Source organism: Acinetobacter sp. SCLZS86, assembly GCF_021560715.1.
GTDB lineage: Bacteria > Pseudomonadota > Gammaproteobacteria > Pseudomonadales > Moraxellaceae > Acinetobacter > Acinetobacter towneri_A.
The window spans coordinates 50,995-65,610 of sequence record NZ_CP090865.1; the positions used below are offsets into that span (position 1 = coordinate 50,995).

14 protein-coding genes and 8 pseudogenes are annotated in these 14,616 nt (G+C 43.8%); 9 read left to right on the forward strand and 13 right to left on the reverse strand.

Annotated features, from left to right (window positions below; translation table 11 throughout):
- Positions 1-7: 7 nt before the first annotated feature.
- Positions 8-298 carry a co-chaperone GroES gene (gene groES, locus LZP46_RS15080; RefSeq protein ID WP_004201172.1) on the reverse strand — a complete coding sequence of 97 codons (291 nt, stop codon included), beginning with the start codon at positions 296-298 and terminating at the stop codon, positions 8-10.
- A gap of 193 nt (positions 299-491) precedes the next feature.
- On the opposite strand from groES, the gene cutA reads away from it, so the two are divergent.
- From cutA to LZP46_RS15095, 3 genes and pseudogenes are all read left to right on the forward strand, one after another.
- Positions 492-821, forward strand: a complete 330-nt coding sequence (cutA, locus tag LZP46_RS15085) for a divalent-cation tolerance protein CutA (protein ID WP_004201171.1) — start codon at positions 492-494, stop codon at positions 819-821.
- A gap of 4 nt (positions 822-825) precedes the next feature.
- Positions 826-1,200, forward strand: a pseudogene (locus LZP46_RS15090) (protein-disulfide reductase DsbD domain-containing protein); the annotation flags it as partial.
- A 90-nt stretch (positions 1,201-1,290) separates the two neighbouring features.
- Positions 1,291-1,857, forward strand: a pseudogene (locus LZP46_RS15095) (hypothetical protein); the annotation flags it as partial.
- A 10-nt stretch (positions 1,858-1,867) separates the two neighbouring features.
- Here LZP46_RS15095 and LZP46_RS15100 read toward each other — a convergent pair.
- From LZP46_RS15100 to LZP46_RS15120, 5 genes are all read right to left on the reverse strand, one after another.
- Positions 1,868-2,506 (reverse strand): phosphoribosylanthranilate isomerase, encoded by a 639-nt coding sequence (locus LZP46_RS15100; protein WP_004201168.1) that lies wholly within the window; start codon positions 2,504-2,506, stop codon positions 1,868-1,870.
- A gap of 4 nt (positions 2,507-2,510) precedes the next feature.
- On the reverse strand, positions 2,511-2,876 hold the full coding sequence (gene ble, locus LZP46_RS15105) for a bleomycin binding protein Ble-MBL (protein WP_004201167.1): 366 nt from the start codon (positions 2,874-2,876) through the stop codon (positions 2,511-2,513).
- Between the two features lie 3 nt (positions 2,877-2,879).
- The gene (locus tag LZP46_RS15110) at positions 2,880-3,692 is read right to left on the reverse strand and encodes a subclass B1 metallo-beta-lactamase NDM-1 (protein ID WP_004201164.1); all 813 of its coding nucleotides are present in this window, start codon (positions 3,690-3,692) and stop codon (positions 2,880-2,882) included.
- A 100-nt stretch (positions 3,693-3,792) separates the two neighbouring features.
- A complete protein-coding gene (locus LZP46_RS15115) occupies positions 3,793-4,818 on the reverse strand; it encodes an IS30-like element ISAba125 family transposase (RefSeq protein WP_004994718.1) in 1,026 nt (341 codons plus the stop codon).
- Between the two features lie 37 nt (positions 4,819-4,855).
- Complete coding sequence (locus tag LZP46_RS15120; RefSeq protein ID WP_236095256.1) at positions 4,856-6,850, reverse strand: NERD domain-containing protein; 1,995 nt, start codon at positions 6,848-6,850, stop codon at positions 4,856-4,858.
- A gap of 194 nt (positions 6,851-7,044) precedes the next feature.
- Between LZP46_RS15120 and LZP46_RS15125 the strand changes: the two are divergent.
- Positions 7,045-7,347, forward strand: a pseudogene (locus LZP46_RS15125) (transposase); the annotation flags it as partial.
- Between the two features lie 90 nt (positions 7,348-7,437).
- Here LZP46_RS15125 and LZP46_RS15130 read toward each other — a convergent pair.
- Positions 7,438-7,590: pseudogene (locus LZP46_RS15130) on the reverse strand (BrnA antitoxin family protein); the annotation flags it as partial.
- A gap of 2 nt (positions 7,591-7,592) precedes the next feature.
- Positions 7,593-7,712, reverse strand: a pseudogene (locus LZP46_RS16440) (hypothetical protein); the annotation flags it as partial.
- On the opposite strand from LZP46_RS16440, the pseudogene LZP46_RS15135 reads away from it, so the two are divergent.
- Positions 7,708-7,800, forward strand: a pseudogene (locus LZP46_RS15135) (ATP-binding protein); the annotation flags it as partial. The pseudogenes LZP46_RS16440 and LZP46_RS15135 sit on opposite strands and share 5 nt — an antisense overlap.
- A gap of 48 nt (positions 7,801-7,848) precedes the next feature.
- Here LZP46_RS15135 and LZP46_RS16330 read toward each other — a convergent pair.
- Positions 7,849-7,974 carry a hypothetical protein gene (locus LZP46_RS16330; protein ID WP_268259951.1) on the reverse strand — a complete coding sequence of 42 codons (126 nt, stop codon included), beginning with the start codon at positions 7,972-7,974 and terminating at the stop codon, positions 7,849-7,851.
- Between the two features lie 256 nt (positions 7,975-8,230).
- On the opposite strand from LZP46_RS16330, the gene LZP46_RS15140 reads away from it, so the two are divergent.
- Both LZP46_RS15140 and LZP46_RS15145 read left to right on the forward strand, forming a co-directional pair.
- Positions 8,231-8,809, forward strand: coding sequence for a LexA family protein (locus tag LZP46_RS15140; RefSeq protein ID WP_236095257.1), 579 nt, complete (start codon positions 8,231-8,233; stop codon positions 8,807-8,809).
- Positions 8,810-8,824: 15 nt separating this feature from the next.
- A complete protein-coding gene (locus LZP46_RS15145; protein WP_236095258.1) occupies positions 8,825-10,129 on the forward strand; it encodes a Y-family DNA polymerase in 1,305 nt (434 codons plus the stop codon).
- 159 nt (positions 10,130-10,288) lie between these two features.
- Here the strand turns inward: LZP46_RS15145 and LZP46_RS15150 are convergent, their stop codons facing one another.
- The 3 genes from LZP46_RS15150 to LZP46_RS15160 are packed head-to-tail and all read right to left on the reverse strand — an operon-like array spanning position 10,289 to position 11,260.
- Entirely contained in the window at positions 10,289-10,576 is a 288-nt protein-coding gene (locus LZP46_RS15150) for a type II toxin-antitoxin system RelE family toxin (RefSeq protein ID WP_152342627.1), read from the reverse strand.
- Positions 10,566-10,814 carry a type II toxin-antitoxin system Phd/YefM family antitoxin gene (locus LZP46_RS15155; RefSeq protein WP_000192612.1) on the reverse strand — a complete coding sequence of 83 codons (249 nt, stop codon included), beginning with the start codon at positions 10,812-10,814 and terminating at the stop codon, positions 10,566-10,568. The genes LZP46_RS15150 and LZP46_RS15155 overlap by 11 nt, the downstream gene beginning before the upstream one ends.
- Before the next feature lie 2 nt (positions 10,815-10,816).
- The gene (locus tag LZP46_RS15160) at positions 10,817-11,260 is read right to left on the reverse strand and encodes a hypothetical protein (protein ID WP_236095259.1); all 444 of its coding nucleotides are present in this window, start codon (positions 11,258-11,260) and stop codon (positions 10,817-10,819) included.
- Between the two features lie 814 nt (positions 11,261-12,074).
- On the opposite strand from LZP46_RS15160, the pseudogene LZP46_RS16445 reads away from it, so the two are divergent.
- Both LZP46_RS16445 and LZP46_RS15175 read left to right on the forward strand, forming a co-directional pair.
- Positions 12,075-12,523 (forward strand): annotated as a pseudogene (locus tag LZP46_RS16445) (group II intron maturase-specific domain-containing protein); the annotation flags it as partial.
- A gap of 62 nt (positions 12,524-12,585) precedes the next feature.
- Positions 12,586-13,074, forward strand: a pseudogene (locus LZP46_RS15175) (IS3 family transposase); the annotation flags it as partial.
- Between the two features lie 48 nt (positions 13,075-13,122).
- Here the strand turns inward: LZP46_RS15175 and LZP46_RS15180 are convergent.
- Positions 13,123-14,322 (reverse strand): tyrosine-type recombinase/integrase, encoded by a 1,200-nt coding sequence (locus LZP46_RS15180; RefSeq protein ID WP_152342630.1) that lies wholly within the window; start codon positions 14,320-14,322, stop codon positions 13,123-13,125.
- Positions 14,323-14,616: the final 294 nt, after the last annotated feature.

Genomic DNA, 14,616 nt, shown 5'->3' on the forward strand with positions numbered 1-14,616 from the left:
CGCGCGATCAGCCGAGGATCGCGAACAGGTCGTCTTCCTTCACCACCAGCAGCTCGACGCCGTCCAGCTTCACTTCGGTGCCGCTGTACTTGCCGAACAGCACCTTGTCGCCGACCTTGACCTGCGGCGCGCGGACCTGGCCGTTGTCCAGCACCTTGCCGGTGCCGACGGCGACGACTTCGCCCTTGATCGGCTTCTCGGTGGCCGAATCCGGGATCACGATCCCGCCGGCGGACAGCTTCTCTTCTTCCATGCGCTTGATGACCACGCGGTCGTGCAGCGGCTTGATATTGGACATGGCAACCTCGGTAAATGGTTGATTGACGTGGAAAAACCCGGCGATTTTAGCAGTCGCGCGAAGCGAGTGCCAAACCGCGGACAACAGAACCGGGCGAACCCGGCATGCCACCGAGATGGGGCGGGCCCGCCGACTTTCAAGGGCCGCACGCGGATGTCCGCCAGGCCCGCCGGATCGGGGCAGCCGCTACCCTATGCCGGTGAGCGCCCTGATCTGCTTCTGCACCTGTCCCGACGCCGACAGCGCCGAGCGCATCGCCACCGCGCTGGTGGCCGAGCGCCTGGCCGCCTGCGTCAACCTCCTGCCCGGCCTGCGTTCGGTCTATCGCTGGCAACGCAAGGTCGAGGCCGCGGCCGAGGTCCTGCTGCTGGTCAAGACCAGTGCCGAGGCCTACCCCGCCCTGCAGGAACGCCTGCGCCAACTGCATCCCTACGAACTCCCGGAGCTGCTCGCGGTCGAAGCCGCGTCCGGCCTGCCCGAATACCTGCAATGGCTGGCCGCCGAGAGCCGACCGGTAAACTGAGCCAATGACCGCATCCACGATCCGCCTGCGCCGCTGGCTGGCCGGGCTCGCCCTGCTGCTTGCGCTGCCCGCGACCTCGGCCGTCGCCCAGGACTTCGAACTGCCGCCGGTCGACGAGGTCTTCGTCCTGTCCGCGCAGGCCACCGCGCCGGACCGCATCGAGGTGCGCTGGCGGATCGCCGACGGCTATTACCTGTACCGGCACCGCACCTCGGTCAAGGCCGATGCCGCCTTCACCGGCGCGACCATGGCGCTGCCGAAGGGCAAGGCCTACCGCGACGAATTCTTCGGCGACGTCGAAACCTACCGCAAGGAATTGCTCGGCACCCTCACCGGCACGCCCGCGGCCGGCGCGAGCGCGACCACCCTGACCGTGAAGTACCAGGGCTGCGCCGATGCCGGCGTGTGCTACCCGCCGCAGACCCGCACCCTGAAGGTCGCGTTGCCGGGCGAAGCGGGCGCTGGCGGCTTCGGCTGTAAGGCGCGCGGGCTGCATGATTATGTCGTCAAGAACGGCTCTGCCGATCATCCCAACGCCGAGGTGAAATTCGCACTGGGTGATGTGGTCAACACCATGATCGGCTGCACTAATGGTGAAACGATCATGCTGTGCCACGACACCTCGCTGCCGCGCCCCTATTCTCTCGGCTTTCGGGTGCAAGGCACCGAGGGGCTGTGGATGGACGTCAACAAGTCGATCTATCTGGAGGGCAAGAGCCCACAGCCGCACCGCTGGGAGCCTGCCGAGGGCTGGTTTGCGAAATACGATCACCCGCTATGGAAACGCTACGCCGATCTGGCGGCAGGGGCCGGGCATGGCGGGATGGACTGGTTCGTGATCCACGCTTTTGTCGAGGCGCTGAAGGCCAAGGCCCCGATGCCAATCGACATTTACGACGCGCTGGCCTGGAGCGCGATCACGCCTCTGTCGGAACAATCGATTGCTGAGGGCAATCGCACGTTAGATTTTCCCGACTTCACCCGAGGGCAGTGGCGCACCCGCAAGCCGATCTTTGCGCTGAACGACGCCTATTGATCGACGCGATTTAGGCCAAGCGCACCGCAAAGGCGAAATTGGTAATCTTGTCGGTATCCTTGACGCCCGGCGCGCTTTCGACGCCGCTGGAGGTATCGACCAGCGGCGCTCCGGTGCGCGCAATCGCCTCGGCAACATTCGTCGGATTTAGCCCGCCTGCCAGCCCCCACGGCAAGGCACCGCGATATCCGGCCAGCAGCGACCAGTCGAACGCCAACCCCATGCCGCCGGGCAGCGCGCCTTTGGGGGTCTTGGCGTCGAACAAGATCAAGTCCGCCGCCCCGGCATAGGCTGCGGCGCGTGCGACATCGCTGGCGCTGGCGACGGGCAGCGCCTTCCACACCGGCTTGCCAAACCGCGCGCGCAACTGGGCCACGCGTTCGGGCGATTCCGAACCGTGCAGCTGCAGCGCGTTCAGCTTGGCTGCCACCAGTGCGTCGGCGATGACAGCATCATCCGCATCGACGAACAAACCGACCATGGCGATCTGGCCAGCTGCGCGCGATGTCAAAGCGCCCGCGACATTCGACGTAACCGCACGGGGCGACGCTGGATAGAACACCAACCCGGCATAGTCCGCCCGCGCCGCGATGGTCGCATCGAGCGCCTCGGGTGTGCTGATCCCGCAAATCTTGATTTTCGCGGGCATGCGGTCAGTCGGGGTTCTGGATCAGCCGCACCAGCGTGCAGTCGGGATCGATCAGGTAGCCGATCCTCAGGCCGCTCGCCTCCAGTTGCGGAGCTTTGAAGCGCGGCCAGCCGGTGCTTTTTTCCTCGGCTCCCGCCGCGTTCACCAATGCCACCATGGCATCGAGATCATCCAACCGCAGGCAACAGCCGAACGAGCTCGTAGCTGGGTCGAGGTCAGGATAGGGGAAGAATTCGAGCTGCAAACCGCCGCGCTGCAGGATCATCCAGCCGCGATCCTTCCAACTCGTCGCAAAGCCCAGCTTCGCATAAAACGCCTCTGTCACATCGAAATCGCGCGATGGCAGATTGGGGGTGACGTGGTCAGCCATGGCTCAGCGCAGCTTGTCGGCCATGCGGGCCGTATGAGTGATTGCGGCGCGGCTATCGGGGGCGGAATGGCTCATCACGATCATGCTGGCCTTGGGGAACGCCGCACCAAACGCGCGCGCTGACGCGGCGTAGTGCTCAGTGTCGGCATCACCGAGATTGCCGAGCGACTTGGCCTTGCTGTCCTTGATCAGGCAGCCACCAAAAGCGATGTCGGTGCCGTCGATCCCAACGGTGATATTGTCACTGGTGTGGCCGGGGCCGGGGTAAAATACCTTGAGCGGGCCAAAGTTGGGCGCGGTTGCTGGTTCGACCCAGCCATTGGCGGCGAAAGTCAGGCTGTGTTGCGCCGCAACCATCCCCTCTTGCGGGGCAAGCTGGTTCGACAACGCATTGGCATAAGTCGCAATCCCCGCCGCATGCAGCGCGTCCATACCGCCCATCTTGTCCTGATGCGCGTGAGTCACCACCGCCAGCGCGACCGGCAGGTTGATCTCCTGCTTGATCCAGTTGAGGATCTGGGCGGTCTGGTCATCGGTCCAGGCGGTATCGACCACCAGCACGCGGCCGCCATCCCTGACGATCAAACCGTTGGAAGCGACTGCCCCGAAACCCGGCATGTCGAGATAGGAAGTGTGCTGCCAGACATTCGGTGCGAGCTGGCGGAAAACCAGATCGCCAAACCGTTGGTCGCCAGTTTCCATTTGCTGGCCAATCGTCGGGCGGATTTCACCGGGCATGCACCCGCTCAGCATCAATGCAGCGGCTAATGCGGTGCTCAGCTTCGCGACCGGGTGCATAATATTGGGCAATTCCATCAAGTTTTCCTTTTATTCAGCATTAAAAACCCCGCAAATGCGAGGCCTAGTAAATAGATGATCTTAATTTGGTTCACTGTAGCAAAAATATGGGGCGAATTCAAACATGAGGTGCGACAGTTTCAAAAGCCATATGATAATCAACAAGCTGAGCAAATTTCTCTAATGGTGTAAGCCAATCTAACGCCTTTCTAGGACGAGTATTCAGTGACATGGCAACTTGATTTAAATAATGCTGATCTGCCTGATTTAAATCAATCCCTTTAGGTAAATATTGCCTAATTAAACCATTCATATTTTCGCATGTGCCTTTTTGCCAGGGTGAATGTGGGTCACAGAAATATACATCTATGCCTAAATCTTCTTCGAGTATTTTATGTTCTGACATCTCACGTCCACGGTCATAGGTCAACGTTTTACGCAGTTCTGCAGGTAAATATTTCAGAGCTTCAGTTAAAGCCTTGCGCACTGATTCTGCCTTTGCATCAGGTAATGTTGCCAAGATACAGAGCCGTGTATTTCGTTCAATAAGTGTTGCTATCGAACTTTTATTGTCTTTACCTTTAATTAAATCAGCTTCCCAATGACCCGGTATTTTTCTTTCTTGAACTTCGGCTGGGCGCTCATGAATAGTTTTAATATCCTGTAATATAGAATCTTTTTTAGGTTCACCGTTAGCTTTTCGCTTTTTATTTTCATGACGTAGACAGGATAATAAGTCTTTTTTCAACTCACCCTTTGGTAATGCTCGTATCGTTGAATAAATCGTTGTATGGCTTACATTCATTGTTTGATCCAAATCAGGAAATGTCTTTAAACGCTTTGCTATTTGCTGAGGAGACCATAAACAACGGATCGCTTCAACAATAAATTTCCAGAGGATTGAATCGATTTTGAGTTTTCTGTGACCACGTCTACGTCTAGCGAAGGTGTTATCAGAAGCATATCGAGCTTGATAAACGTCATTGATGCTATTTCTTTTAAGCTCACGATAGATCGTACTAGGATGTCTTTTAATGAGTTCAGCAAATTTTCTGGCTGAAAAGCCTTCTTTTCTTGACTCAAGCATTAATGCAGTACGATCTTCAAAGTTAAGATGATGGTATGACAATTTTATATACTCCATAAACCCTTTAAATTAATTAGGTGGTTTATGTCGCACTTCAAGTTTTACTCTGCCCACCTTCATCATTCTTAATCAAAATATTATCTGGCTTTAAATCACCGTGATAATAATTTAACTCCTGTATTTTAATAATGTTATTAATTAGAGATATAATAATCTGATGTTTTTTATCTGAAGACAATAAACTTAAATCAAATTCACTTAATCTTTTCAAATCCACATATTCAGTAACTATATAAGCACCAAAATTTGGTCCCCAACCATAACTTTTTATTTTAGGTATAGCTAAATCACTATTTGAAAGATCTCTACATTTCCGCATTAATGATAATAGTCTCAGAGATATAGATTTTTCTTTTATAGAATTCAAACTTGGATATGTGTTTACAAAGTGAATTTGTTCATTAATTAAACTTTGATATTCCATCAATCCATTTTTATTTTTAAGTGTTTCTGGTAGTGCTTGCCATTCTATTAAAGGCACTAATGTTTCATTTTTAAATATATCTAATTGTCCTGCAACACCCTCTACTTCATCTGTTTTTGTATTGCTATTTAATATTTCATTAAATATAAGAAGCATCTCACTGACACTCTTATATCTATCCTCTGGCACAAGCTCGATTGATTTCTTCAACCAATTATTTATTTTTTCATCACTTTCTTTATTTTCAGGCTCTACCCATTCTATATAATCATCATCCTTATTGCTAATATATATTTTTTCACCAAATAATACCTCATAACATATTACACCCAATTGAAAAACATCTATTCTATATGGATCTATATTGTCTTTTAAATTATCTATTACTTCAAATGGCAATATCGATGTCGAAAGAAAATCCTTATAAACATCCGATACACTTTTATTACCTTCAACTTCAGCAAACTTCGATGTTATAAATCCAGACACTAAAACACATTGCGAAATCTTATCATACCAAAGTCTCTCCAAGGAAATATCACGGTGTGCAACTTGTATAGTATGTAAACTTGAAAATGGTGTTAATATCTTTTGTATTAATTCTAATCTTTCCTTTAAATTAAAATTATTTTTTAATAAATATTTATCTAGCCTTTCATAATTTGGCGTTAATTTATAAACCTCAATCAAATCTTCTGTACAGAGATCAGGATCAAAAGAATGTATTGGATTCAATAAATAATTTTGTTTTACAAAATTATATTGATCTTCAATATATGCCTGTGTTCTGTATTCTCTTAAAGCTAAATTAGCTCTATTTTCAGTAATTAACGCATATTCGGATTCGTTATTTCTAAAATCCCATATTCGCAATAGTGCATTATGACTTGGATGTTCTTTATTCTCCCCCATAAATTCTGAATAAATCGGATTTTTAAATCTTTGTTTAAAAATTGGTTCAAATTCTTTTAAGCGAAAATTATATGCAGAAATAATTTTTTTGGAAATTTTTGTATTTGTTCCTGTGAACCATCTATCTAATGCTCGTATGCTATTTGCACTATTAGGCCTATTATATTTAGAATAAAAATCTTTTCCTAATTTTAAGTCAGGTAATTTTTCTTCATAAACTTTTGGTAGTTTAACTATTTTAATAAAATCTTCTAACGTTACAACAGAATATTTCTCACTTGACTTAAGTTCAAAATTTGCACTTCCTGTCATTATTACCATACAGTTAATGTTGTACCAACACCCCCACTCTCTTTGTAATTCTTTAGTTAGGAGTTGCTGTAATCTTTCTGCATGTGTTCGTTTTGTTCCTACTGGAGATGGATGTTGATTAATGACCCTTCCATTTATAATCTGATTCCACACTTTTCCGTCTGATTCAATATTCCCAGCCCAGTTTTTTAATTCACATAAGATAAGTCTATCTGCAGTAACTAAGAGTAAATCTATTTCCATTCCTCGCTTTTTACCATCATTTACGAAAAAAGATGCATATCCTCTCCATGTATCAGGCATTGCATTCTCTATTTCGTTAATTGCTACTGCTTCTGTCGGCAATAAACCAGATGGTGACAATATAGTAATTTTTCGCATTCTATTACTCTTAGAGGACTTTTATCATAAATCATTAAATACTATACAATTTCTTTGATTCTTATTATTACTTATATTTTTCAAACTTATTCATTTTATTTATCATTCGACTAAATTTTCTATAAATTTTACCAATAGATGGCTTTGTTGCACAAAGCTGTTCTTAAGGACTTCTTCGGCAATATAATTTCCAAATGAATAAGCCTACACACAAAATCTACCGCACAACCAATTGGCCCGCATATAACCGAGCTCTCATTAATCGTGGGAATATTGCCATTTGGTTCGATCCAAAAACACAATGGTATGCAGAACCTCAAGGCAAACAAGGTCGAAATCAAACCTACTCCGACATAGCGATCCAATGCTGTTTGATGATCAAATCTCTATTTAGACTCACTTTACGCATGGTTACTGGTTTTGTTCAAAGCTTAATTAAACTTTGCGGATTAGATTGGACAGCACCAGACTTCACGACGCTTTGTAGAAGACAAAAGGGCTTTGTTGCACAAAGATTTCATAACTATATGATTTTAAAAGTTTTGATTGTTTTTTGATCCAAAATTAAATTTATTTAAATCAGATGCTTACATATTTATGCAACAAAGCCGCTCAGAGTAATACTGATAACCTTTGCCTTGAGCTTTAAACCATGCAAGTACATCAGCATCTAAATGAATGGAAGTCTGTTGCTTTACTGGGCGATAGAATTGATTATGGCGTACAGCATTGCTCCAGTCTGGAGCACCGTTTTGAATACCTCTGGTTTGATGGCTTCTTTTTGACACAGCTCATTCAGCGCCTTTTCTTTCTCCACATCCCAAAACTGAGCAAAAGCTTGTTCAACGCTTTGACCATTGACTGCTGCGATGTTAGATCGGTTATTGCATCACTCTCATGTGGTAAAAATATCGGGTGAGAGTTATCGTTTGAAGGATAAAAAAGAATAGGAAATCAGCCACAGGTTGAAACTTAATACGAGGTCAAAGGGGTCAATTTTAGAATGCCGTTGACAACAACATGCTTGTATTCGGCTGCATCAATATTCTTGCGCAGCTTGTCTGCTGTTTCCACAATACGACTTCTAATGGTTCTTGTTTGGTTTGCTTTGGAGCACGAGCCATAAAGTCAACCTGCAATGAATAGCTTATCTAATATTTGTTAATTGAATAGTAACCAATTATCTATGCATGCGTAAGCATGCAAATGACATTACTTGTCGTACACCTCCAGTGAGGTGGCGATAATGCGGGAAAGTTTGCAGTAGCCTTTATGGGAACCATAAGGTTTATTCACCATTCATCGAAATAGTCTTGAATCTGTAACACATCCAGTCATATATTTGATTTTGTAACTTAATCAAATAATGGGGGGCATCAGATGAAAAGTAATCATGGCGGATCTCGGGAAGGTGCTGGTCGTAAGGCAAATTATGATGAACCTACAAAGGTAATTCGTGTGCCGCAATCTCGTGTCATCGAGATCAAGAATTACCTAGTTAAATCCAAGGAAGCCAGGTTCAATGATATAGCCTCAATTACACTTGTAGATCCGTCTATCTCGATGCACATTCCTTTGGCTTCAGAAAAGGTTGCTGCTGGCTTCCCTTCTCCTGCCCAGGATTATGTCGACAAAACATTAGACATGAATGAACACCTCATCAAAAATGAAGCAGCAACATTCGTTGTGAGAGTCGCTTCACTTTCCATGAGGGATGCAGGTATTGAGATTGATGACGAACTGATTGTAGACCGTAGCATTGAAGCCAAGCATGAAGACATCGTGATTGCACTGATCGACAATGAGTTCACCGTGAAACGCCTCATGATCGAAGGTGATGATAATCGTTGGCTTAAAGCAGAGAACCCTGAGTATTCTGACATTCATCTAAAGGATGGGCAGGAAATGCTAATTTGGGGTGTAGTGACTTTTGTCATCAAGCCATTCAGAAAGCGTTAATACTTTATTGGTTTCATGCTCATGCAAGCATCTCATCAGAAGATCTACGCTTTAGTAGACATCAATAACTGCTATGTCAGTTGTGAACGCATCTTTAACCCAAGCTTGAACAATAAGCCTGTCATTGTGCTATCCAACAATGATGGCTGTGCTGTAGCACGTTCCCAAGAAGCCAAAGACTTGGGCATCAAGATGGGTGTTCCTCTCTTTCAGATCAAGGACATCGTAGAGCAGCATCAGGTGCAGGTGCTATCGAGCAACTATGCATTGTATGCAGAGATGTCTCGCAGATTCATGAAAATCCTGTCCGATTTTGTATCTCCCAAAGAGCAGGAGATTTACTCAATTGATGAGTGCTTTCTGGATCTGACAGCTCATTCAGAGAATTACGACTTGACTGAATATGCCCATCAAATTCGTCAGCGTGTGTTTTCTTGGCTTGGTTTACCTGTATGTATTGGCATTGGCCGCTCAAAGACTGAAGCGAAACTAGCGAACCATATTGCCAAGAAGAACGCTTACTTCAATGGTGTTTGCAACTTGGTTTCAATGGATCCATGCTCTGCTGAAACTCTGCATCAAGCCATAGATGTTGGTGAAATCTGGGGCGTAGGCCGAAAGCATTCCAAGAAGCTCAACAGCCTGGGGATTCATTCAGTTATGGATTTTGTCTTGGCTTCCCCTCTGATGATCAGGGACCAATTTTCTGTAGTGATGCACAGAACCTTATTGGAACTTCATGGAATTGCTTGCATTGAACTGGAACATACGCCACCTGCAAAGAAGCAAATCATTGCTAGTCGTTCTTTTGGTCAACGCATCTACCACATTGATGATCTTAAAGAAGCCATGTCATTGTATGTCATGGATGCGATTAGCAGACTGAGAGATGATAATCTGTTGTGTGGTTGTTTGATTGGTTTCGTACAATCAAACCCATTTGATAGCTCAAAGCCCTTCTACAACAAGTCTTTATCCTTGGCTTTACCAGAACCTACCGACAACCTGTTGGTGCTCTCTAAACTCGCTACAGCTATGATTGATGGCCTGTATGCAAAGGATATAGCATTCAAGAAATGTGGCGTGATTCTGACGTGTCTCGAACCAAAGGCAAGCCATGTGTATGACATGTTTACCGACATGAAGCACATCGAGATCAGTGATGCCTTGATGGATTCCCTTGAAGCGATTCATCTTAAGTATGGCAAAGCCAAGATTGCCCTGGGCGCGAGTTTAATGCCGAACAGAACATGGAATATGTCACGAAATCGGCTAACACAGAACTACTTTAAATGGGATCAACTGCTTTGTGTGAAGTAAATGTCTTACCTATAAATTAATTTCGTTTTGGTTTCACAATAGTTGTTTATTGATTTCAAAATAGTTGTAATTTACTACTATCGAAGATTATCTACATCAAAAATGCCCATAAACATGAGTGTTTTCATAGACACTATCTGCTTATAGGCATTACATCATTTATGAATGACGAGAGTTGGCATCATCATAGACGGCATTGTTTTCACGTCTGCCTACAGCAATCACGATGACAACTACCTCATCATCAACGACTTCATAAACCAGACGATAACCAATACTACGAAGTTTGATCTTGTAGCGGTTAGGATGTCCTGACAACTTGTTTTTGGGAATGCGAGGATTCTCCAAAACCTTGATCAACTTCTTCTTCAATGGCTGCTTAATACTTGGATTAAGCTTATTCCATTCTGCTAATGCTTCTTCTAAAAAGTCTAACTTATAGGTCATCAATATTTACTCGAATGCGTTTCTGATTCGCACGAGCATCTGCAATCTTATTCAGTTCTAGGTCTTCTAGTTGTTCCATCATCGTTTCATACAGATCAGCCGGAACACAGTAAAACGCTGGTGTATTACGATTGAGGATTGCGACAGGTTCACCTTTGCCTGCCAACACTGTATCCATCGGACTCTTTTTGAGTTCAGTAATACTTGCAGTCATTCGTGCATGGATTAATTGAGTCATAGTTAAGCCTCTATAGAATTTAGTGTTTGGAGTTTGGGTTGAATCATTACGAGTAGATTCGGGTAGCTAATTTCAACATACCGGTCCAATGTGGATCTCAATCTGATAAGCAAGGAGGCATCAGTAACTAGCAGCATCTTTGCAAGGTATGGCATTGCTGAACGAAATGCCTTTAACCATTTACGATGTTGCTCAATACGGTCTATAGATTGTGATCGCATTTCCCGTCTTTGGGGAACTATACAATCTAGGCAACTTTCTAATGCACGTACTACATCAACCCAAGAAAGAACATTAAGAGCTTCTTCTAACTCTTTGGCTTGAATTTGTTGGTGCTCTCTTTCATCCATTAAATCAAATAGACGTCTGAGTTCCTGCATACGAACTTCATCCTCTCGTTTTAAACGAGATTCTTCAGTTTCAGTCCAGATAGCATCAGAATTCATAGGTACTCCTATTCAACAATAGGAGTATAGCACAGATAAAAGCACATTTAAAAGTGCTTTTAAAAAACTCTAATTAACCCTCTTTGCTACACGATGGCTTTGTTACACAAAGATTTTATAACTATATGATTTTAAAAGTTTTGATTATTTTTTGATCTAAAATTAAATCTATTTAAATCAGATGTCTACATATTTATGCAACAAAGCCCTTTTAAACTCAGTTAATTTTAGGGAGCATTACCCTCTATCATTCCAATTTCTAGTCAATGTACAAAACAACTTAGAAAACCAATGGTCAGCATTTCTCATGGACTTGCTACTTCAAGGCTATGGGCGAAAAGGGCTTTTAAATCAGCTGGGTTTTTCAATTAATGCAGAAGAACAAGCTGATTGGCCCCTACTGAAATCTGGGGCAGGTAATCCTATTGGTAATCTACTAATTAAAGAAGCTTATGACTGGATTCAAGATCATTTTCCAACTGTGAAACCTCGTGGATTTAGCCTAAGCGAAATTATTGAGAGGAAAGAAGATTTCATTGAGTCACTTGCATCATATGGTTTATTTGTTGCTGGTTCATCAGGTGTTCAAGGTGAATGGCCTAAATTATTACTAACACAAGGATATGATGGTTTCTTTTATTTAGATCACAGTCTTCCAGATCAACTCGCGGCAAAGCATTGGCTAGTTAAATTTAGTCGTGGAAATGATCAAAAACTTGAAAAAATACTGTTACATGAAGCAATCGACATGAAAATAGCTCGGTACTTAGGTCTAAGAGTATTAAAGGATTTGGAACTTCACCAGAGAACGCTATTTAATCCACGTTTTGATCGCCAAATTATCAAAGCAATGCGGCAGACTATTCGGAGATGGCATCTACATCTGATGTGTAATCGCGAATTAAGTGATTTATCTGCAATATTTAATCGGCTTTGTTGCATAAATATGTAAGCATCCGATTTAAATAAATTTAATTTTGGATTAAAAAATAATCAAAACTTTTAAAATCATATAGTTATGAAATCTTTGTGCAACAAAGCCTATTTAATCCAATTCTTCAAGGTTGGCAGCAGTACTATGGTCGTTTCTATGGTTCAGGGCTGTCAGCGCTCTGGCAGCATATGAATGCTTATCTTATACGCTGGATGAGGCGTAAGTATAAAAACTTGGCCCGTCACAAAAGACGGGCTAGATATGCCTTAGGGCGACTTGCGCGTTATTTTCCAAATGCCTTTGTGCACTGGAAAATGGGAGCCGGATGAGCTGAGAGGTTCACGTCCGGTTCTGCGAGGGGCTAAGGGTGAGATTCCTTTGGTCTACTCACCCGTATATTCAAACTCATTCAGGCTGGGTCTATACCGCCTTTATTATTGATGTGCTCTCACGAGCAATTGTTGGATGGAAAGTATCAACACGTATGAATACAGACATGGTGCTCGATGCATTGGAGCAAGCATTGCATGATCGAGGCATGCCAAAGAACGTGATTCACCATTCCGACAGAGGTGTGCAATATCTTTCCATTCGTTATACCAATCGTTTAGAAGCAGCAAATTTACGAGCTTCAGTCGGTACAACCGGTAATTCATATGATAATGCTTTGGCTGAAACGGTGAATGGCTTATACAAAACAGAGGTGATTGAATATTTAAAAGCAGATTGGCAAGGTTTAGCGGATGTACAACTTGCGACACTAAACTGGGTAGATTGGTTCAATAAAAAGTGTGTACACAGTGCACTGGGTTATGTATCGCCTTTTGAGTTTGAAGCAATGTACTATGATAAGATTAACCCGTTAGGTCAGGTGGCCTAACTTAAATAAAAAAGTCTCCGACAAACCCGGTACGGTTCAGTACGATTTTCACTTACTAGTACTTAAATAATCACCCCACCACTGCATCATTTCAGTCCGTTGAGCTAAATAGTCAGCGTGATTATAGCTGGCACGGGTACGGTTTTTATCAATATGTGAAAGTTGTGCCTCAATCCAATTATCTTGGAACAAACCTGAGTCATTCAAAATGGTACTAAAAGTAGAACGTAGTCCATGAGAAGATAGTTGATGTTTGCCATACCCCATCTTACGTATGGCCATATTTAGAGTATTAAAATGAATCGGTTGATTGTGTTTGCGAGGGCTAGCAAAAAGGTATTTTTCACCGTATGACCACTGCATGACGTCTTTCAAAATCTCTAAAGCCTGATTTGAAAGTGGAACTACAAAATCTGGAATCTCATGGCCTAATATGACTTTTCGTCGAAACTGTTTAATATGCAAGGCAGGTATTTTCCATATTTTTTCATTTAAATCAAAATGATGAGGCTCAGACAATAACAATTCAGCCCCTCGCACTCCAGTATATAATTTAAACATCAGTGCTTTTTTAATAATCGGATGGGCATCCAATTTTTGTAATTTATACTTAAAATCAGATATATCCTCCGCTTTCAAATACGGATAATTTTTCTTGATTTTACTGTTAATGGCGATTTTATTTAAACCATGCGCGATGTTGAATTCACAATAACCCATCGCTACAGCGTAGTCATAAATTTGGTTCAAATAACTACAAGCTTTCTTGACAGGTTCTTTTACTTGGCGTCCCTCTATTTTTTTGATTACTGAAACCAGGTCATAACGCTTGATGTTTTGAAAAGGTAGATCCTGAAGGTCTGGATAAATATCTTGCTGTAAGCATCTTTCTGCTAACTGTAGTACACCACAGCGGGGTAGATCGTTGAAGGCATTTTTCAGTTTGAACTGTAACCACTCCTCCCCGACCTTACCAAAGGTGATGACATTAGAGGCAGTATCTTGTTCAAAACAGAAATCATTGTCTTTAAAGTCATCTCTGACTTGTCGTGCCTTTTTCAGCGATAAATCAGGATAAAGACCTAACTGAATGCGTCGACGTTTTTTAGTTTGTGGATCTGTATAGCGATAGCACCAAGATTTTCTTCCACTCGGCTCAATCTTCAGGCTAAGCCCATCTTCATCGGATAAAAAACTGGTTTTTTCCTTACAATGAGCTTGGCGAACTTTAATTTCAGTAAGACTCATGGAATTTAAATGAAACCTAACAATGGGTTGATTGGATCAATTATATCAAAATAGAACGCTTTATGTATGATGCGTATATTACGCATCATATAAATATTTATATATATGTTTTTTATAAATATTATTGTGGTATTCCACATTTTAGTAACCAAAAAAGTAACCACTGTTAAAATCTGTATTAAGCAACAAAAATCAGTGATAGTTAAACACTATTCTGCAATGGGTTTGTTTTACAGACCTAGTAACCGAACCTTAATTATTTGAGGCAATATTTCGGTTCTGTCGCATTAAGTC

What these genes read in the sequence shown, in the direction of transcription:
- LZP46_RS15150 (WP_152342627.1), bottom strand. Translation starts at nt 10,576, where the DNA reads ATGACCTATAAGTTAGACTTTTTAGAAGAAGCATTAGCAGAATGGAAT.
- LZP46_RS15100 (WP_004201168.1), bottom strand. Translation starts at nt 2,506, where the DNA reads ATGCCCGCGAAAATCAAGATTTGCGGGATCAGCACACCCGAGGCGCTC.
- LZP46_RS16330 (WP_268259951.1), bottom strand. Translation starts at nt 7,974, where the DNA reads ATGGCTCGTGCTCCAAAGCAAACCAAACAAGAACCATTAGAAGTCGTA.
- cutA (WP_004201171.1), top strand. Translation starts at nt 492, where the DNA reads ATGCCGGTGAGCGCCCTGATCTGCTTCTGCACCTGTCCCGACGCCGAC.
- LZP46_RS15145 (WP_236095258.1), top strand. Translation starts at nt 8,825, where the DNA reads ATGCTCATGCAAGCATCTCATCAGAAGATCTACGCTTTAGTAGACATC.
- LZP46_RS15160 (WP_236095259.1), bottom strand. Translation starts at nt 11,260, where the DNA reads ATGAATTCTGATGCTATCTGGACTGAAACTGAAGAATCTCGTTTAAAA.
- LZP46_RS15140 (WP_236095257.1), top strand. Translation starts at nt 8,231, where the DNA reads ATGAAAAGTAATCATGGCGGATCTCGGGAAGGTGCTGGTCGTAAGGCA.
- LZP46_RS15115 (WP_004994718.1), bottom strand. Translation starts at nt 4,818, where the DNA reads ATGGAGTATATAAAATTGTCATACCATCATCTTAACTTTGAAGATCGT.
- groES (WP_004201172.1), bottom strand. Translation starts at nt 298, where the DNA reads ATGTCCAATATCAAGCCGCTGCACGACCGCGTGGTCATCAAGCGCATG.
- LZP46_RS15180 (WP_152342630.1), bottom strand. Translation starts at nt 14,322, where the DNA reads ATGAGTCTTACTGAAATTAAAGTTCGCCAAGCTCATTGTAAGGAAAAA.
- LZP46_RS15110 (WP_004201164.1), bottom strand. Translation starts at nt 3,692, where the DNA reads ATGGAATTGCCCAATATTATGCACCCGGTCGCGAAGCTGAGCACCGCA.
- LZP46_RS15120 (WP_236095256.1), bottom strand. Translation starts at nt 6,850, where the DNA reads ATGCGAAAAATTACTATATTGTCACCATCTGGTTTATTGCCGACAGAA.
- LZP46_RS15155 (WP_000192612.1), bottom strand. Translation starts at nt 10,814, where the DNA reads ATGACTCAATTAATCCATGCACGAATGACTGCAAGTATTACTGAACTC.
- ble (WP_004201167.1), bottom strand. Translation starts at nt 2,876, where the DNA reads ATGGCTGACCACGTCACCCCCAATCTGCCATCGCGCGATTTCGATGTG.